Source organism: Micromonospora sp. B006, from assembly GCF_003408515.1.
Lineage (GTDB): Bacteria > Actinomycetota > Actinomycetes > Mycobacteriales > Micromonosporaceae > Micromonospora > Micromonospora echinospora_A.
In genome coordinates this window covers 5975390-5993291 of sequence record NZ_CP030865.1, presented here as the reverse complement: position 1 = coordinate 5993291, position 17902 = coordinate 5975390, and the positions used below count along the sequence as shown (strand labels likewise).

The 17902-nt window shown below is 75.0% G+C and carries 14 protein-coding genes; 1 reads left to right on the top strand and 13 read right to left on the bottom strand.

Features of this window, described 5'->3' with window-relative positions; translation table 11 throughout:
* Positions 1 to 148: 148 nt before the first annotated feature.
* The 9 genes from MicB006_RS26900 to MicB006_RS26860 form a co-directional block, all read right to left on the bottom strand.
* Positions 149 to 961, bottom strand: coding sequence for a shikimate dehydrogenase (locus MicB006_RS26900; protein ID WP_116509883.1), 813 nt, complete (start codon positions 959 to 961; stop codon positions 149 to 151).
* Positions 961 to 2160: an endolytic transglycosylase MltG gene (gene mltG, locus MicB006_RS26895; protein WP_116509881.1), complete on the bottom strand. Its 1200-nt coding sequence runs from the start codon at positions 2158 to 2160 to the stop codon at positions 961 to 963. The genes MicB006_RS26900 and mltG overlap by 1 nt, the downstream gene beginning before the upstream one ends.
* A complete protein-coding gene (ruvX, locus tag MicB006_RS26890; RefSeq protein WP_073827672.1) occupies positions 2157 to 2618 on the bottom strand; it encodes a Holliday junction resolvase RuvX in 462 nt (153 codons plus the stop codon). The genes mltG and ruvX overlap by 4 nt, the downstream gene beginning before the upstream one ends.
* 127 nt (positions 2619 to 2745) lie before the next feature.
* On the bottom strand, positions 2746 to 5427 hold the full coding sequence (gene alaS / locus MicB006_RS26885) for an alanine--tRNA ligase (RefSeq protein WP_116509879.1): 2682 nt from the start codon (positions 5425 to 5427) through the stop codon (positions 2746 to 2748).
* Complete coding sequence (locus MicB006_RS26880) at positions 5424 to 5729, bottom strand: hypothetical protein (protein ID WP_073827670.1); 306 nt, start codon at positions 5727 to 5729, stop codon at positions 5424 to 5426. The genes alaS and MicB006_RS26880 overlap by 4 nt, the downstream gene beginning before the upstream one ends.
* A gap of 31 nt (positions 5730 to 5760) precedes the next feature.
* Positions 5761 to 6222: a DUF948 domain-containing protein gene (locus tag MicB006_RS26875; RefSeq protein ID WP_104115776.1), complete on the bottom strand. Its 462-nt coding sequence runs from the start codon at positions 6220 to 6222 to the stop codon at positions 5761 to 5763.
* 146 nt (positions 6223 to 6368) lie between these two features.
* Positions 6369 to 6986 (bottom strand): hypothetical protein, encoded by a 618-nt coding sequence (locus MicB006_RS26870; protein ID WP_116511854.1) that lies wholly within the window; start codon positions 6984 to 6986, stop codon positions 6369 to 6371.
* A 2759-nt stretch (positions 6987 to 9745) separates the two neighbouring features.
* Positions 9746 to 11233 carry a replication-associated recombination protein A gene (locus tag MicB006_RS26865; RefSeq protein ID WP_073827669.1) on the bottom strand — a complete coding sequence of 496 codons (1488 nt, stop codon included), beginning with the start codon at positions 11231 to 11233 and terminating at the stop codon, positions 9746 to 9748.
* 74 nt (positions 11234 to 11307) lie between these two features.
* Entirely contained in the window at positions 11308 to 11520 is a 213-nt protein-coding gene (locus MicB006_RS26860) for a hypothetical protein (RefSeq protein ID WP_013285485.1), read from the bottom strand.
* A gap of 144 nt (positions 11521 to 11664) precedes the next feature.
* Between MicB006_RS26860 and MicB006_RS26855 the strand changes: the two genes are divergently transcribed.
* The gene (locus tag MicB006_RS26855) at positions 11665 to 12405 is read left to right on the top strand and encodes a GNAT family N-acetyltransferase (RefSeq protein ID WP_116509877.1); all 741 of its coding nucleotides are present in this window, start codon (positions 11665 to 11667) and stop codon (positions 12403 to 12405) included.
* 595 nt (positions 12406 to 13000) lie between these two features.
* On the opposite strand, the gene MicB006_RS26850 is transcribed toward MicB006_RS26855, so the two are convergent.
* From MicB006_RS26850 to aspS, 4 genes are all read right to left on the bottom strand, one after another.
* Positions 13001 to 14413: an MFS transporter gene (locus MicB006_RS26850; protein ID WP_225980518.1), complete on the bottom strand. Its 1413-nt coding sequence runs from the start codon at positions 14411 to 14413 to the stop codon at positions 13001 to 13003.
* Positions 14410 to 15024 (bottom strand): helix-turn-helix domain-containing protein, encoded by a 615-nt coding sequence (locus MicB006_RS26845; RefSeq protein ID WP_116509875.1) that lies wholly within the window; start codon positions 15022 to 15024, stop codon positions 14410 to 14412. Before MicB006_RS26845 ends, MicB006_RS26850 begins: the two co-directional genes overlap by 4 nt.
* Before the next feature lie 61 nt (positions 15025 to 15085).
* Complete coding sequence (locus tag MicB006_RS26840; RefSeq protein WP_116509873.1) at positions 15086 to 15895, bottom strand: sugar nucleotide-binding protein; 810 nt, start codon at positions 15893 to 15895, stop codon at positions 15086 to 15088.
* 63 nt (positions 15896 to 15958) lie between these two features.
* Positions 15959 to 17782 carry an aspartate--tRNA ligase gene (aspS, locus tag MicB006_RS26835; RefSeq protein ID WP_116509872.1) on the bottom strand — a complete coding sequence of 608 codons (1824 nt, stop codon included), beginning with the start codon at positions 17780 to 17782 and terminating at the stop codon, positions 15959 to 15961.
* Positions 17783 to 17902: the final 120 nt, after the last annotated feature.

Below are 17902 nucleotides of genomic sequence, written 5' to 3'. Positions count from 1 at the left end.
TGTGTCACGCCCGGTGGTCACCGGCGTACGCCGCCCGCCGCATCCCGCCCACCGGACAGGCCGCCTCCGCGCTGATCTGCCGCCCCGGCGGGTGAGGTGTTAACAGGGGGCCCTTCCTCTACCGGAGGCGTTAAGAAGGGGCCCTTCCTTACACCGGCAGGGCGGCTCGCATCGCCTCGCGTGGGGCGGAAACGCCGGTGAACTGCTCGAACTGGCCGAACGCCTGCGCCAGCAGCAGGTCCAGCCCGGAGACCACCCGGCACCCGGCAGTCAGCGCCGCCGCCGCGAGCGGCGTGGGCCACGGGTCGTAGACGACGTCGAAGAACACGGACTCCGGCCGCCAGTCGAAGTTGTCCGCGAGCGGGTCGGCCACGCCCTTCGGCACCGTGGAGATCACCAGGTCGGCGCGGGCGTGCGCGGGCGCGCCGTCCCACTCGGCCCCGGCCAGCGGCACGCCGGCCGCCGCCGCGACCGGACGCAGCTCGTCGACCGCCTCCGGGCGGCGGGCCACCACTGTCACCTCGGCCGCCCCGATCCGGGCCGCCGCCGCGATCGCCGCCCGGGCGGTGCCGCCCGCGCCGAGCACGGTGACCACCGCCCCGGCCACGCAGCCCGCGCCGGTGAGCACCTCGACCATGCCGGTGACGTCGGTGTTGTCCGCGTACCAGGTGCCGTCGGGGCGGCGTACCAGCGTGTTGGCGGCGCCGACGGCGGCGGCGACCGGCGAGACCTCGTCGGCCAGCGCGAGCGCCGCCTCCTTGCCCGGCATGGTCACCGACAGCCCGGCCCACTCCGGGCCGAGGCCCGCGACCAGGCCGGGCAGCTCGTCGGCGCCGGCTTCGATCAGGGTGTACGACCAGCCGGTCAGCCCGGCCGCCGCGTACCCGGCGGTGTGGATCACCGGGGAGAGCGAGTGGGCGATCGGCTTGCCGACCAGCGCGGCGCGGCGGGGATCGGCCATCAGATGATCCCGGCCTCCTTGGCCTTCCGCTCGTTGCGCAGTTGCTCGTCGTAGGTCTCGGCGAACGCGGAGCGGCCGTCCTTGCTGATCGCCACGAAGTAGAGCCACTTGCCCGGCGGCGGGGCCAGCGCGCCCTCGAGCGCCTCCTTGCCCGGGTTGTTGATCGGCGACGGGACCAGCCCGCGCAGCTTGCGGTTGTACGGGTTCCTCGGGTTGTCCAGCTCGGCGGCCGTCATGTCCTTCGACGCCTTGGTCTTCTGCCCGGTCAGCTCGAAGTAGTAGTTGACGGTGACGTCCATCTCCAGGCAGTTGCAGGGGAACTCGCCGTAGACCCGGTTGTAGGCCACCCGGGCGACCTTGCCCAGGTCGGCCTTGTTTCCGGCCTCCGCTTGGGCCAGCGAGGCGACGATCAGCGCCTCGTACGGGGTGATGCCGCCGCGTTCCTTCTGCACCTTCTCGGCGTACTGCATGTTCGAGGTGACGGTGAGGAAGTTGTTCACCATCAGCTTGAGCACCGTCTCGGCGGTGGCCTTCGGCGGGATCTCGTACGTGTCGGGGAACAGGAAGCCCTCGATCGACGGCTTGACCGTTTTGCCGTCGGAACGCTTGAACCACCAGTCCGGTACGCCGAGCGCGATCGGGTCCTTCGCCGCCGCCTCGAAGTCCTTGACCGGGATGTCGGTCTTCTCGGAGAGCCGCTTGTAGACCGTCTTCGCGGTGAGCCCCTCGGGGATGGTGATCCCGTTCACGATCCGGTTCTTGAGGTCCAGCATCGCCGCGATCGCCGCGTCGCCGCTCATCTGCTTGCGCAGCTTGTACGTGCCGGGCTGGATGTTCTTGCTGCGCGAGTTCTCCTCGGCGGCCTCGATGAACGCCTTGGTGCTCTTCACCACGTCGGCGGCAACCAGCGCGTCGGCCATGTCGGCGAGCAGCGCGCCCTGCTTGATCTCGACGGTCACCTCGCCGGTGCCGGAGCCGTCGTAGTCGGGGGTGACGAAGTAGTTCTGGACCCGGTCGAAGCCGTAGAACGCGCCGCCGCCGATGCCGCCCAGCAGAACCAGGGCGAGCGCCAGGGCGAGCAGGGTCTTGCCCCGGCCGCCGCCGGACTTGCCCTGCCGTCGGCGTACCGCGCCGCGCCGGTGCCGGCCCTTCTCCCCCCTGTCCTGCTCGTCGAAGCCCAGGTCAAGGTCGTCGATCATCGCGTCCGCCTCCGCTGTGCGTCCAGCCAGCTCTGCAGAATCTCCACCGCGGCGGCCTGGTCGACCACCGCCCGTTGGCGCTTTCCCCGGACGCCCCGTTCGGCCAGCCTACGACTCGCGACGACGGTAGACATCCTCTCGTCCGTCAGCGTCACCGGAATCGGCCTCATTACATCAGCCAATCGGCTGGCATATGCCGATACGTTCGCCGCCGCCGGCCCGTGCTTTCCGGCGAGGTTGATCGGCAACCCGACCACGATCCCCACCGCCTCGTGCTCGGCGGCGAGCCGGACCAGCTCGGCCATGTCGGCGGGCACCGCGTCCGGTTCGGCGGTCAGGTCACGGGCCAGCGTGACCAGGGGCGTGGCGAGGATGCCGTGCGGATCACAACGGGCCACCCCCACCCGGACCTGGCCCACGTCGACGCCCAGCCGGACGCCACGGGACAGCTCGGCCACTATCGGGCACCTCCCCGCCGGTACGGGCCAGGGCGGACCTGGTGGTCCGCCCTGGCGTCGATCGGTGCGCTCATGCCGTGCCGACCGCGCATGCGCTCACGGCCCTCGCTCCGCTCGGTGCGTTCGCTCATGCCGTGCCGGCGACCGCCTGCTCGACGGTGACCAGCAGCTTCGGCGCCTCCGCCGCGGGCAGCCCGCCGCCCTGGGCGAGGTCGTCGCTGCCGCCGCCCCGGCCGGAGAACGCCGCCTTCACGAGGTCCTTCGCGCTCAGGCCCCGGCCCCGGGCGGCCTGGTTGACGGCCACCACCAGGGACGCCTTGCGGTTGGCCCGGGCTGCCACCGCGACCACCGCCGGACGGGCCGGGTCGATCCGGCCCCGAATCTCCTGGGCGAGCGTCCGCACGTCGTTCGCCGCCGCGCCCTCGGGCGCCTCGGTGCCGACGTAGGCGACGCCGCGCACGTCCTTCGCCTGCGCGGCCAGGGCGCCGGCCCCGCCGAGCACGAGCTGGGCGCGCAGCTTCTCCAGCTCCTTCTCCGCGTCGCGCAGCTGGGTGACGGTCTGCTCCACCCGGTCGGCGACCTGCTCCCCCGGCACCCGGAACAGCTCCGCCAGCCGAGACACCAGCAGGTGCTCGCGGGCCAGGAAGCCGAACGCGTCCATGCCGACGAGCGCCTCGATCCGGCGTACCCCGGAGCCCACCGACGCCTCGGAAAGGATCTTCACCAGGCCGAGCTGGGCGGAGCGGGCCACGTGCGTGCCGCCGCACAGCTCCCGGGCGTAGTCGCCGACCTCGACGACCCGGACCCGCTCGCCGTACTTCTCGCCGAACAGGGCCATCGCCCCGATCCGGCGCGCCTCCTCCTGGCTGGTGACGAAGGCGTGCACCTCCAGGTCGGCCAGCAGCACCTCGTTCACCTGCTGCTCCACGTCGTGCAGCACGCTCGGCGCCACACCCGTCGGAGTGTTGAAGTCGAACCGCAGCCGGCCCGGCGCGTTCAGCGAACCCGCCTGGGTGGCCGACTCGCCGAGGAAGTTGCGCATCGTCTGGTGCACCAGGTGCGTCGCGGTGTGCGAGCGGGAGATCGCCCGGCGGCGGGACACGTCGATCTCGGCGTACCCGGTCTCCCCGGAACGGACCTCGCCGCGCACCACCTTGGCGCGGTGCACGATCAGGCCGGGCACCGGCTGCTGCACGTCGAAGACCTCGACCTGGCCGCCGCCGACGGTGATGAGGCCCTGGTCGGGCTGCTGCCCGCCGCCCTCGGCGTAGAACGGGGTGGTGTCGAGCACCAGCTCGATCGTGTCGCCCTCGACCGCGGCGGAGACCGCGGCGCCGCCGGACAGCAACGCGCGCACCCGGGACTCGCGGCTCAGCTCCGTGTAGCCGGTGAACTCCACCGGACCGCCGCCGTCGAGCACCGATCGGTACGCCGACACGTCGGTGTGCCCGGTCTTGCGCGCCTGCGCGTCGGCCTTGGCCCGGCTGCGCTGGTCGGCCATCAGCCGGCGGAAGCCCTCCGCGTCGACCTGCAAGCCCTGCTCGGCGGCGATCTCCAGGGTCAGATCGATCGGGAAGCCGTACGTGTCGTGCAGCTGGAACGCCTTGTCACCGGAGAGCGCCGCCTTGCCGGCCGACTTGGTCTCCGCGATGGCGGTGTCCAGGATCGTGGTGCCGGCGCGCAGCGTGGCCAGGAACGCGTCCTCCTCGGCGTACGCGTACTGGGAGATCCGGCCGAAGTCCTCGGCCAGCTCCGGGTACGACGGCGCCATGCAGTCGCGGGCCACCGGCAGCAGCTCCGGCAGGGCCCGGTCCTGGTAGCCGAGCAGCCGCACCGCCCGGATCGCGCGGCGCATGATCCGGCGCAGCACGTAGCCCCGGCCCTCGTTCGACGGGGTCACGCCGTCGCCGATCAGCATCAGCGAGGTCCGGACGTGGTCGGCGATCACCCGCAGCCGCACGTCGTCCGGGTGCGACTCGTTCGCCGCGTGGCCGGAGTGCACGCCGTAGCGCTTGCCGGTCAGCTCGGCGGCCCTGTCCAGGATCGGCCGGACCTCGTCGATCTCGTAGAGGTTGTCCACGCCCTGCAGCAGCGAGGCCATCCGCTCCAGGCCCATGCCGGTGTCGATGTTCTTCGCCGGCAGGTCACCGAGGATCGGGAAGTCCTCCTTACCGGCGCCCGGACCGCGCTCGAACTGCATGAAGACGAGGTTCCAGAACTCCAGGTAGCGGTCCTCGTCGACCTCCGGGCCGCCCTCACGGCCGTAGGCCGGGCCGCGGTCGTAGTACAGCTCGGAGCACGGACCGCACGGGCCGGGGATGCCCATCGACCAGAAGTTGTCGGCCTTGCCGCGGCGCACGATCCGGTCGGCCGGCACGCCGGTGGCGCGCCAGATGTCGTACGCCTCGTCGTCGTCCAGGTAGACGGTGGCCCAGATCCGCTCCGGGTCCAGCCCGAAACCGCCCGCCTCGACCGACTTCGTGGCCAGGTCCCAGGCGAGCGGGATCGCCCCGGACTTGAAGTAGTCACCGAAGGAGAAGTTGCCGTTCATCTGGAAGAACGTGCCGTGCCGGCTGGTCTTGCCGACCTCGTCGATGTCCGGCGTCCGGATGCACTTCTGCACGCTCGTCGCCCGCGCGTACGGCGGGGTCTGCTGGCCCAGGAAGTAGGGCACGAACTGCACCATGCCCGCGTTGATGAACAGCAGGTTCGGGTCGCTGATGGCGGGCAGCGGAGCGGACGGCACCACGGTGTGCCCGTTCGCCTCGAAGTGGGCGAGGAACCGCCGCTTGATCTCCGCCGTCTTCATCGCTGGTGGTCCTCCGGGAAAATCTCTCGATCGCCGATCCGCGGGTCCTCCCGCAGCTCGGCGAACTGGTCGTCGTACGCCTCGCCGCGCGCGAAGGCCTCGTGGATCTCCTGCTCACGCTCGGCCATGCCGACCCGGACGTCGTCCACGAACGCCCGCAGCGACTCGACCAGGCCGCCGGCGGACTCGGACAGCCCGCTCGCGATGCCCGCCGGGGTGTACGCCTGCGCCGTCCGGGTGGCCTTGCGCACCACCAGGACGCCCACGGCCAGCCCGATGCCCAGCCAGAACAACCGCCTCATGCTCTCATCCTCCCGCGTACGCCGGTCGAGGTCAGCGGTTGCCGCGCTTGGCGGCCCGGCGCTGCTGCTTGATGGTGTCGCGCACCTCGCGCTCGGTCTCGGCGTGCCGGCGCGCGGACGCGGCCCGGCGCACGCCGTACCCGAACGCGGCCACCTTGACCAGCGGGTTCGCGGCGGCGGCCGAGACCACGGTGGCCAGGTTCGCCACGTTCGCGGTGACGTTCTGCGCGTGGCTGGTCATGGTGTCCACCTTGGCGAGCTGCAGGTTCACCCCGTCCAGCGAGGTCTGCACCTGCTCCAGCGCCACGTTGACGTTCTTCACCGTGGTGTTCACGTCACCGAGCAGCGGCGCGGTGCGCTCGTTCACCTCGGTGATCATGCGGGTCGTCGCGTCCACGGTGTGCCGCAGCCGCAGGATCGGCACCGCCAGCACGAGCACCAGCATCAGGAACGCGCCGGCCGCGATCAGCGCAGCGATTTCTCCACCACTCACGCGCATGTCCTCCTCAAGCAGTGTCCCGGGACCCGACGCCCCGGAACGCGCGACCGTACCTACCCACTTCGCGCCACGCCGACCCGGTCACCGGGCGCGGACGGGCGTGCCAGCCCCAGACCCTACCGTCCGTGATGAAAGTCGGCTCACGACGGTGAGGGAGTCGCCTCGCCCAGCGGGTCGTCGGTCAGCGTCGGGAACGGGTCCTCACCGGTGAGTGACGGATCGGTGGTCGGCGTCGGCCCGGTGCGCTCGTCGTCGATCGCGTTGCGCACCTTCACCGACACCAACGAGCCGGTGCACGCCGCCGCTGCGGGCGCGGGCGGGGCCGACGGCGCGGGCGCGCCGTCGATCGGCGGCGGCGTGCAGGCCGGGTCGCGTACCCACAGGTCCAGCGTGAGTTCGTCGCGGCGCCAGCAGGTGTAGCTGCCCTCGACCTTCTCCTCCGGGCAGCGTTCGACGCTCCACCGCCGCCAGCCGTCCTTGGCCAGCGCCTGCTCGTAGACGGCGACCGTCTGCTCCCACCCCTGCTCCGACTCGACCGCGCGTTCGCGCAGCCGGCAGTCCTGCAGGCACCAGCGGCTGCCGCTGACGTTGTCGACGGTCTTGGTCTCGGCCCAGGCGGGCACGTCGAGCGCGTCGAGGGTGTCGAAGACCGGATCGCGGCTGAGCGTCCGCATGCCGAAGTAGAGCGGCACCGCGCCCAGCAGCACGAGACTCACCAGCGCGAGCACGCCCATCCGCAGGCGGCGCCGCTCGCGCATCTGCCGCCGCAGCTCGGACCGGGCGCCGCGCAGGCCACCGGCCTCCGCGTCGGCCTCGTCCACCCCGGGACCGGCCGGTCGCGGCGCCGGCATGCCGTCCGCGCCGGGCCGTGGCCCCGAAGGCTCCCCCTGGGGTACGACAGCAGCCGCCCGCGCCACCGCCGGAGCGCCCGGAGGCGGCGCCATGCCGGCCGGGTTGCCCGGTCCACTGCGGTCCGGCTCCGGTCCGGGGCCGGCCGCCCGTCCGGTGGTCCGCTCGTCCGGTCCGACCGGCCGCGCCACACCCGCCGCCGCGCGGGCGGCAGGCGCCGGTCCGGCGGCCGCGCCCCGGACGCCGGGCGCCATCGGCGGACGGGGTGCGCCACCGGGCGGAGGTGCCTCACCGGGCCGGGCCGGGCCGGAACCGCCGGGCACCTGCCGGGGCGGATGCGGGCCGGGACCGGTACGCCCGCCGTCGCCGCTGGGCGGACGGCCCGGAGCGCGGACGGCCTCGTCGGCGCGACCGCCGGGACGGCCGCCACCGATCGGCACACCACCGGTGCGCTCGACGTCGCCCTGCTGGCCGGCACCGGGCGGACCTGCCGGACGCGCCGGGCCACCACCGGGACGGCCACCGCCGATCGGCACACCACCGGTGCGCTCGACGTCGCCCTGCGGGCCGGCGCCGGGCGGGCCGGGCGGGCCGCCACCGGGTCCCGGCGGTACGCCGGGGCGGGCGGCCCCCCGGGCCGGGCCGGGGCGGCCGGGCTTCGCGGGCGGGGCGGGCATCGGAGGGCCCGCCGGAGGCATGACCTGGCCGGACTGGTCGGGCCGGGCCGGCGGAGCCGGGTGGCCGGCCGCCGCGCCACGCCCGGGCACGCCCGGTCCGGCCTGCCCGGGCCGCCGGGACGGCACACCCGGATCAGCCGGTTCGGGACGGACCGGTGGGACGGCGGCGCCGGTACGGCCGCCGGGGGCGCCGGGCCGGCCGGTCTGCTCGTCGGCCGGGCGGCGGGTCACCGGCATGGCGGGGTCGGTGTGTGGCGTGCGACCCGCCTGCCGCAGCCAGTCGGCGGGCCGCTGAGGGCGCGGATCGCCGGTGTCGTCGGGGGCCGCGCGACGCCCGGGCCGCGCCGCGTCGCCGGGGCCGGTGTCGGCCGCGCCGTCGGGTACGGCCCTGCGGCCGTCCGGCGCGGCGCGGCGCGGGCCGTTCGCCGGGGCGCCGGACACGGGCGCGCCGGGCAGGTCCGGCGCGTTTCCGCTCCGCGGCACCACCGGCGGGCGGTCCGGCTCCGGGGCGGCCCGGCGGCCACCCGGCGGGGACACCGCAGCGGACGCCGCACCGGGGACGGCGGCGCGGTGGCCGCCGGTGGGCTCCTCGTGCCGGGATCGTCGCCCCTCACCGGGGGCAGGGGTGGCGTCGGGGACGGCCCGCCCGGCAGGCCCGCCGGGGACGACGCCCTCCGCGGCGGCGCGGCGGCCGGCGCCGGAGACGGGACGCGTGCCGGGCGGGACGTCGTCCGGCCGCGCACGGCGGCCCGCGCCCGACACGGGCCGCACGCCGGGCGGAACGTCGTCCGGCCGCGCACGGCGGGGCCCGCCGGAAACCGGCTGGACGCCGGCGGTGTCGTCGGGCCGGGCCCGGCGACCGCCGGGCGACGGAGTGACAGGCGGGGCGACGGCGGCCTGGTGCGCACCCTCAGGCGCGCCGACGCCGTGCCGGCCGCGAGGTGTCGGCGGCCGGTGCTCGCCGTCGACGGGCGGCCGGCCCGGATCGGCAGGTACCCGGCCGTGCGCAGGCGGCCCGGCGGGCGGACCGGGCGGCGGCGTGACGCCGGTGACCGGCGGCTGCTGGCCCGTGGGGCCGTCCGGGCTCCGGCGGACGGGTGGTCCCGCCGGACGACGGGCCTCGGGCACGCCGGGCCAGGGGCCGTCGGCAGGCGGCCGCGGTGCGCCGGCCTCGGGGCCGGGGCGCACCGGCGGCGCGGCCGGGCCGGGCTGGTCGGGACCGCGCCGGGTCACCGGAGGACGCGGACCGGGCCGGCCACCGGGCATCGGGTGCGGCGCGTCAGCCGAGCCGCCGGGCGGCATCTCCGGGCCGCGCCGGGCGGCGCCCGCGTCCCCACCGGGACGTCCGGCGACCGGGGGTACGTCCACGCCGGGCCGGCCGCGACCGGGCGCGGCCGGTCCCCCGCGGCCCACGCCCGGAGGCGACGCCGGGCCGGGACGACCGGAAACGGGCGGGAGCGTCGGGTCGGTGCGGCCGTCCGGCGCGGGCCCGGTGGGTTGGGACCGGCCGGGGGACGGGGGCGCGGCAGCGGGAGACGGCGCACCGGGCCTGCCCGCCGACGGCGGCGCCGCCGGGCTGGGACGACCCGAAACAGGTGGCTGCGGACCCGGGTGACCGGAGGTGGGTGGTTGCGGGCCCGGGTGACCGGACACGGGTGGCTGCGGGCCCCGCGCCGGGGAACGCGGGGCGGGCCGCGCGGCGGGTGGCGGCATCCCCGGCGCGGCGGAAGAAGGCGCCCCCGGCCCGGGGGCCGGGCCGGTTGCGGCGCCCGGCCGGCCCGGCGCGGGCGCGGCGGACTCCCCCTCCGGTCCGAGTTCGCCGCCCTGCTGCTTGGCGGTGCGCAGGTCGTCGATCCAGCCGAGTTCCTCGCCGACGACCGTCGGGTCCAGCTCGGGCTCGGGCCGGCCGCGTCCCCACCGGCGGCCCTTTGCCCGCGGATCGCGCCGCTCGTCGGGGCCGTCCGCCGGTCGCTCCGGACCACGCGCCATCACTACTGACCCCCCTCGGCGGCGTCGCTGCCGCCCTCACTCGCCCCGCTGGCCTGCTCGCCGCCCCCCACCCGGGCCCCGTTCACGGCGGCCGGGGCGCCGGCCTCCCGGGTCGTGGGTGCCGGCAGCCCACGGACGATCCGGCGCAGCAGCGGCAGCCGGGTGGCCACCGCCCGCTCCGCGCCGTGCCCGCTGGGCTGGTAGTAGTCGGTTCCGACGAGGTCGTCCGGAGCGTACTGCTGGGTGACCACCCCCCGGTGGTCGTCGTGCGGGTAGCGGTAGCCGGCCCCGTGGCCGAGCCCGCGCGCGCCGGAGTAGTGGGCGTCGCGCAGTCCGCGCGGCACCGGGCCACCGCGACCGGCGCGTACGTCGGCGACAGCGGCGCCGATGGCGGCGGTGGCCGAGTTCGACTTCGGCGCGGTGGCCAGGTGGATGACCGCCTGGGCCAGGTTGAGCTGCGCCTCCGGCAGGCCCACGTACTCCACCGCGTGGGCGGCGGCGGTGGCCACCGTCAGCGCGGTGGGATCGGCCATGCCGACGTCCTCGCTGGCGAAGATGACCAGCCGGCGGGCGATGAACCGGGCGTCCTCCCCGGCCACCAGCATCCGGGCCAGCCAGTGCAGTGCCGCGTCCACGTCGGAGCCGCGCATGCTCTTGATGAAAGCGCTGGTCACGTCGTAGTGGGCGTCGCCGTCGCGGTCGTAGCGCACCGCCGCCACGTCGACCGCCTGCTCGGCCACGGCCAGGTCGATCCGTTCGGCGCCGATCGCGGTCGCGGTGGCCGCCGCCGCCTCCAGCGCGGTGAGCGCCTTGCGCACGTCGCCCCCGGCGAGCCGGACCAGGTGGTCCTCCGCCTCCTGCGCCAGCACCAGCGCGCCGCCGAGGCCGCGCTCGTCGGCGACCGCGCGGCGCAGCAGCCCGCGTACGTCGTCGTCGTCGAGGGCCTGCAGGGTGAGCAGCACGCAGCGCGACAGCAAGGGCGAGATGACCGAGAAGTACGGGTTCTCGGTGGTCGCCGCCAGCAGCGTGACAGTACGGTCCTCGACGGCGGCGAGAAGCGAGTCCTGCTGGGTCTTGCTGAACCGGTGCACCTCGTCGATGAACAGCACCGTCGGCGGGCCGCCGGAACGCCGCTGCCGCCGCGCGGTCTCGATCACCGCGCGCACGTCCTTCACACCGGCGGTCAGCGCGGACATCGCCACGAAGCGCCGGTCGGTGGCCCGGGCCACGAGGTGGGCGATGGTGGTCTTGCCGCTGCCCGGCGGCCCCCAGAGGATCACCGACATCGGCGCCGCGCCCTCGACCAGCTGACGCAGCGGCGCGCCCGGCGCGAGCAGGTGCTCCTGCCCGACCAGCTCGTCGATGCCGGCCGGCCGCATCCGCACCGGCAGGGGCGAGTCCGCCCGGGCGTCGGTGAAGCCGTCGGCGCCGCCCGCGCCCGCGGGTGCGCCGGCGGGCTCGCCGAGGGTGAAGAGGGCGTCCGATTCCATCACGAGAACAGTACCGGGCCGGGCCGACGGCGCCGGAATCGCGCCGCCGACCCGACCCGGGTGGTCTTTTCCGGTCAGCCGCGACCCGGCCGCCGGCCCCGGTACCACCGGCCGCCACCGCCGCCGCGCGGGCCGGATCCGACGCCGGCCAGGTAGAGCGAGAGCAGCAGGAATCCGATGAGCATGAGCGTCGTGGTGCTGAACAGATCGGGCGCGCCGAGGTCGGTGTTCATGAAGTCGAGCAGCAGCGCGAAACCGAACACGATGGCCGCGAGAATGGCGAGCATGTCGTTCCTCCGGTGGGGGTTCCCAGCAGGTCGGCGACGGATGTACCCAATCGGTCTGTTCGTCAATCTCCACCGTGGAACACGTGCCGGCAGTCGGGCCACACCGGGGCGGATCGGGCGCGCCGGCGCTCGTAGGCTGGCGGCGTGATCACTGTCGACGAGGCGCTGACCGGGCGCGAGGCGCTGCTCGCCGCGGCCGGCCACCACCCGTTCGCCCGGCACGCGCTCCGGCGCGACGAGGCCGTACGGGGATGGCGGCACGACGGCACGGTCGGGTGGCTGCTCCCGCCGGGCGAGTGGTCGGCCGGCGGCGCGGTCGGCGTACCCGGCCCGGCGCTCGACGTCTTCGCCGCCCAGCGGGCGGACGGCACGCTACAGGCCGGCCAGTCGATCAACGTGTCCCGCGCCGAGCCGGCCGAGGTGACCGCGCGGCTGCCGGTGGCCCGGCTGGTCGAGTGGGACTTCCTCTGGACCACCGGCCCGGTACCGCGCCGGCCGGAACAGGAGCGGGTGGAGCGGCTCACCGAGGCCGACCATCCCGCGCTGGCCGCGCTGATCGAGGAGGCGTTCCCGAGCACCACCTCCCGGCCGGGCGAGCCGGGCATCGTCGACTGGTACGGCATCCGCGACGGTGACCGTCTGCTCGCCTGCGGCGCGGATCGCAGCCGCGGCGACATCGGCTTCCTGGCCGGGCTGACAGTCGCGCCTGGGCTTCGCGGCCGAGGGCTGGGCGCGGTGCTGACCGCCGGAATGACGGGCGCCCTGTTCGCCCGGTACGACACGGTGGCGCTGGGCGTCTACCCGGACAACGTGGGCGCGCTGCGGCTCTACCGGCGGCTCGGCTTCACCGCCACCGAACGCCGCACCTCGATCAAGCTGGCCTGACGCTGCCGGCACCCGCCATGGCTCGACCGGCCGCCGCCCGAACTCGCCCACGCTGCCGACCGGGTATCGGACTGCCGTCCTGTCGCGCGACGCCCGCCGCACGCCGCACGCCGCACGCCGCACGCCGCACGCCGCACGAGATCTTGGTACGAAACGGCCTCTGCCGGGGCGCCCGCTCACCAAGATCTCCCCGCGTCCCACGTCGCGGACGCCGCCTCCCAGAAACGAACGCGCCCGCCGTAGCGGGCGCGTCGAACCGGTGAGTGGAACGTCATGGGTGTCAAACGGGAGCCGAGACACCCATGACGTTCCGCCCACGGCGGGCGGTGACCCGCACGGCGATGCCGGGAAGTTGCTGCCGAAGCAGCTGCGGCTCGCACCCGGCACCGCGCCGCAGGGTGCGAGCGAGCACCACTCAGTTGGCTGGGCGACGCCAGCACCGCCGCCGCCGCCGGACAACGTCAGCACCACGCGGCCGCCGCCGGACGGACGCCAGCCGCCGGACAACGCCGGCACCACGCGGCCGCCGCCGGACGCCGCCAGCCGCCGGGGACGCCGGGACGCCCCAACCGCCGCCGGACAACGCCCGCAGAACTCAGTCGCGGCCAGGCGACGCCGGCACGACCACCGGCCCGGGCCCGCCCGTGACGGCAGCCCCGTCCGCGCCGACGACGGCGCCACGGTCGGCCGGGTCGAAGGGCGGCTCGGACGCCAGGCCGGCCTGGCCGGGTCCGCCGCCCGTCACCTCCGGTGCCACCTCGGCCTCGGCAGAGGTACGGCGGGCCGCGCGCCAGGCCGGCAGGTAGAGCGGCGCGGCCACGGCGAGCACCACTCCGCCGACGATCATGGCGACACCGACGCTCGTGGCGTCGGCCAGCGCGGTGAGGGTGACCGCGCCGAGCGCGCCGGCCGGCTGGGCGGCCATCGAGTTCAGCGAGAGCACGCTGGTGCGGTACGGGCCGTCGACCTGCCGGTGCAGCAGTCCCATGTGCAGCGGGTTCGACGCGCCGTGCACGGTGTAGCAGGCCAGGTACGCGATGAGGATGCCGACCGGACCGGCCAGCAGGCCCATGCCGACCACCGTCACGCCCTGGAGGATCCGCATCAGCGCGGCGGCCGGGGCGGCGCCGAGGCGGCGCAGCAGGAACGGGGTGAGCGCGGCGCCGGCGGCGTTGGCGAGCCAGGCCGCCGTGCCGGCGGGGCCGAGCAGCGCCGCCGCGCGGTCCGGGTTGTCGAGCACCTCGGCGAGGCGTACCGGGAGCAACGACTCGAAGGTGACCATGCCGAAGCCCCAGAACAGTTCGACGGCGACCAGGGCCAGCAGTACCCGGTTGCGGCGCAGCAGCCCGACGGCCTGCCCGACCATGCGGGGCGCGTCGACCACCGAGGCGCGCAGCGCGGCCGGGCCGGACGCGGGCCGCCGCTCGGCCATCAGCGCCAGCAGCGCCACGATGGAGACGGCCTGGAGCACGGCGGCGACGATCACCGGCAGGGCCAGCGCGCTGACCGGGCCGACCGGGCCGAGCGCGACGAGGCCGCCGCTGAGCAGGGCGCCGGCGCCGATGGCGACGCCGATCACGGTGCCGGCCCAGCCGAGGCCGCGCTCGTACTCGGCCTTCGGGTCGGCGGCGAGCGTGGCGTCGACGTACCAGGATTCCATCGGGCCGCTGTCGAGCGCCCGGTAGATGCCCTGCAACGCCCAGACCAGGAAGAACATCCAGAACGAGTCGGCCACCGCCATGAGCGCCAGCGAGCCGAGGCCGATGGCCCAGGCGGCGACAAGCACCGGCTTGCGGCCGAGCGCGTCGGCGAAGCCGCCGGTGGGCAGTTCCAGCGCCAGCACGACGAGGCCCTGCGCGGTGGCGACCAGGCCGATCTGGGACAGCGTGAGGCCGCGCTCCTGCATCAGCAGGATCATCACCGGCATGAGCAGGCCGCTTGGTAGCCAGCGCAGGCCGTACAGCGTGAGGTAGCGGATCCGGATCTGGCGTACGGACAGCGCGGTCACGGCTTCTCCTCGGCGGGTGGCGGGGTGGACCGCGGGTAGGCCGCGTCCATCGGGAGGGCGGCGAGGTAGAGCTGGACGGTCTCGGCGTCGGGGTCGTCGGGGTCGGTGGCGTCACGGTGCCGCTCGAAGACCGCGAAGACCTCCTCCTGGATCGCCTTGAGGCGGTCGACCGGAATCCGCATGAAGAAGTCGCCCATGCCGAACGCGTCGCGCCAGGCCGGCGACCACCGGTGCCTCTGGGCGAACCAGCGTTCGGCGTGCTGGGCGAAGAAGCGGACGTAGTCCGCCTCGATCCACTCGATGGCCGCCCGCGCGTCGGGGTCGTCGTCGAAGTCGCTGGATTCCCAGTTGGTGACGTCGTGCGCGGCCCGCCAGTAGCGCTGGCGGCCGGTGCCGAGGCTCGGGTCCTCCACCACGAGGCCCACCTCGGCGAGTTGGCGCAGGTGGTAACTGGTCGCGCCGCTGTTGGTGCCGAGCGCCTCGGCGAGGGCGGTGGCGGTGGCCGGGCCGCCCACGCGCAGCGCCCCGACCAGCCGCATGCGCAGCGGCTGGGCCAGCGCGCGAACCTGGCGGTGGTCGATGTGTACGGTGCGCTCCGTCTTCCCTTCCATGTGATGCACAATATCTGTGCACACTTCCTGTGCACAAGCTACTTGCAAAGAATCTGTGCAACTAGCCGTACAGCTCGGTGATCCCCCGCAGGCAGGTCCGCAGCAGCCCGGCGGCGCGGGCGGAGTCCAGCACCACCTCACCCGGGCGGTGCAGCCCGGCGGCGGCGATCGTGGTCGTCCGCAGCCCGCCCGCGTCCACGCCGTCGTGCCGGGCCACCAGCAGCCCCAGCTCGGCCCGGCTCACCGCGTCCGGCCCGGCCACGTTGAGCAGCCCGGCGTAGTCGCCCGGCACCAGCTCCAGCGCCGCGGCGGCGAGGTCGGCCACGTGCACCGGGCAGCGCAGCTCGTCGGTGAACAACACGGCCCGCCCGGCCAGCGCGTCCCGGCAGAGCTGGATCTGCTTGCTGCCCTCCCCCACGATCAGCGACGTGCGCACCAGCGCCGCGCCCGGATCGACCGCCCGCACGGCAGTCTCCGCCGCCGCCTTCGCCGCCCCGTACGGGTGCAGCGGCGTGGGCACGTCCTCGTCCGCGTACGCCTTCGGCCGCCCGGCGTGCAGCGCGTCGCTGGACAGGTGCACCAGCCGGGCGCCCACCTCGGCGGCGGCTACCGCGATGTGGGCCGCCCCGTCCGCCGTGACCGCCCAGTCGTCGTACCGGTAGGGGGTGGCGACGACCGCGTCGGGGCGTACCCGGGTCAGCAGCTCACGCACGGCGGCGCGGTCGGTCACGTCGAGCCGGTGCGGCGCGACGCCCGGCACCGTGACGGCGGCGCAGTGGTACGTGCCGGCGACCCGGTGCCCGGCGGCGACCGCCTGCCGGCACACCTCGGCGCCGAGGAAGCCGCTGGCTCCCACCACGAGCAGGTGCATCTGTCCCCCTGGAGATCGAAAAGGCCCGCGTCATCATGACGCGGGCCTTTCGACAGGGCTGGATCAGGTGGGGTCGGCCACCGGGGCGGCCGGGCCCGCGGTGCCGGCGTGCGGACCGGCCGGGGCCTTCGGCTTGGCGTCGATGCCGGCCTCGGCGCGCTGCTGCCCGGTGATCGGGGTGGGCGCGCCGGTCAGCGGGTCGAAGCCGCCCCGGGTCTTCGGGAACGCGATCACCTCGCGGATCGAGTCCGCGCCGGCCAGCAGCATGCAGACCCGGTCCCAGCCGAACGCGATGCCGCCGTGCGGCGGGGCGCCGTACTTGAACGCCTCCAGCAGGAAGCCGAACTTGTCCTGCGCCTCGTCGGCGGTGATGCCGAGCAGGTCGAACACCCGCTGCTGCACGTCGCCGCGGTGGATACGGATCGAGCCGCCGCCGATCTCGTTGCCGTTGCAGACGATGTCGTACGCGTACGCCAGCGCCCGGTCCGGAGCGGACTCGAACCGGTCCACCCACTCGGCGTTCGGCGAGGTGAACGGGTGGTGCACGGCGGTCCAGCCGCCCGCTCCGCCGTTCTCCTGGTCGGAGGTCGGCTCGAACATCGGCGCGTCCACGACCCAGCAGAACGCCCAGGCGCTCTCGTCGACCAGGTTCGACCGCTTGGCGATCTCGATGCGGGCCGCGCCGAGCAGCTCCTGCGCCTCGCGGGTGTTGGTGCTGGCGGCGAAGAAGATCGCGTCGCCGGGCTTCGCGCCGACCGCGTCGGCCAGGCCGGACAGGTGCGCCTCGGACAGGTTCTTCGCCACCGGGCCGCGCGGCTCGCCGGTCTCGGCGTCCAGCACCACGTACGCCAGGCCGCGCGCGCCGCGCGCCTTGGCCCAGTCCTGCCAGCCGTCCAGTTCCTTGCGGGTCTGCGCCGCGCCACCGGGCATGACCACGGCGCCGACGTAGCCGCCCGCGTCGATCGCGCCGGCGAACACCCGGAACTCGGTGCCGCGCAGGTAGTCGGTCAGCTCGGTCAGCTCCACGCCGTAGCGCAGGTCCGGCTTGTCCGAGCCGTACCGGGACATCGCGTCGTGCCAGGTGATGCGCGGGATCGGCCGGGTGATCTCGTAGCCGGCGAGGTCCTTCCACAGCGCCGAGACGATCGCCTCGCCGAGGTCGATCACGTCGTCCTCGGTGACGAACGACATCTCGATGTCGAGCTGGGTGAACTCCGGCTGCCGGTCGGCGCGGAAGTCCTCGTCGCGGTAGCAGCGGGCGATCTGGTAGTACCGCTCCATGCCGCCGACCATCAGCAGCTGCTTGAACAGCTGCGGCGACTGCGGCAGCGCGTACCAGCTGCCCGGCTGCAGGCGCACCGGCACCAGGAAGTCGCGGGCGCCCTCCGGGGTGGAGCGGGTCAGCGTCGGCGTCTCGATCTCCAGGAAGTCCCGCTCGTGCAGCACGCCGCGGGCGATCTGGTTGGCCCGCGAGCGCAGCCGCATGGCCTTGGCCGGGCCGCCCCGGCGCAGGTCCAGGTAGCGGTACTTGAGCCGGATGTCGTCACCGGCCTCGATCTGGTCGTCCACCGGCAGCGGCAGCGGCGCGGCCTCGGAGAGCACCTCCAGCGCGGACGCGGTCACCTCGATCTCGCCGGTCGGCAGGTCCGGGTTCTCGTTGCCCTCGGGGCGGCGGGTCACCTCGCCGGTGACCTTGACGCAGAACTCGTTGCGCAACGCGTGCGCGTCCTCCTCGCGGAAGACCACCTGCACGACGCCGGAGGCGTCGCGCAGGTCGACGAAGATGACACCGCCGTGGTCGCGCCGGCGGGCCACCCACCCGGCGAGCGTCACCGTCGAGCCGGCGTCCGCGGCGCGCAGGCTTCCGGCATTGTGGGTACGGATCACGGCTGGCGTCTCCTCAATCTGGTCCACGACTGCTTCCCGCATTCTGTCAGGGCGGGCGGGCCCGCTCCCGGGCACCCGTCGAGCCCGGCCCGTCCCGGGGACGCGGCGAAAGCGGGTCGA

Excerpts from the sequence above, each read along its gene's own strand:
- MicB006_RS26900 (WP_116509883.1), bottom strand. The coding sequence starts at position 961 with ATGGCCGATCCCCGCCGCGCCGCGCTGGTCGGCAAGCCGATCGCCCAC.
- mltG (WP_116509881.1), bottom strand. The coding sequence starts at position 2,160 with ATGATCGACGACCTTGACCTGGGCTTCGACGAGCAGGACAGGGGGGAG.
- alaS (WP_116509879.1), bottom strand. The coding sequence starts at position 5,427 with ATGAAGACGGCGGAGATCAAGCGGCGGTTCCTCGCCCACTTCGAGGCG.
- MicB006_RS26880 (WP_073827670.1), bottom strand. The coding sequence starts at position 5,729 with ATGAGGCGGTTGTTCTGGCTGGGCATCGGGCTGGCCGTGGGCGTCCTG.
- MicB006_RS26870 (WP_116511854.1), bottom strand. The coding sequence starts at position 6,986 with ATGCGCGAGCGGCGCCGCCTGCGGATGGGCGTGCTCGCGCTGGTGAGT.
- MicB006_RS26865 (WP_073827669.1), bottom strand. The coding sequence starts at position 11,233 with ATGGAATCGGACGCCCTCTTCACCCTCGGCGAGCCCGCCGGCGCACCC.
- MicB006_RS26860 (WP_013285485.1), bottom strand. The coding sequence starts at position 11,520 with ATGCTCGCCATTCTCGCGGCCATCGTGTTCGGTTTCGCGCTGCTGCTC.
- MicB006_RS26845 (WP_116509875.1), bottom strand. The coding sequence starts at position 15,024 with ATGGAAGGGAAGACGGAGCGCACCGTACACATCGACCACCGCCAGGTT.
- MicB006_RS26840 (WP_116509873.1), bottom strand. The coding sequence starts at position 15,895 with ATGCACCTGCTCGTGGTGGGAGCCAGCGGCTTCCTCGGCGCCGAGGTG.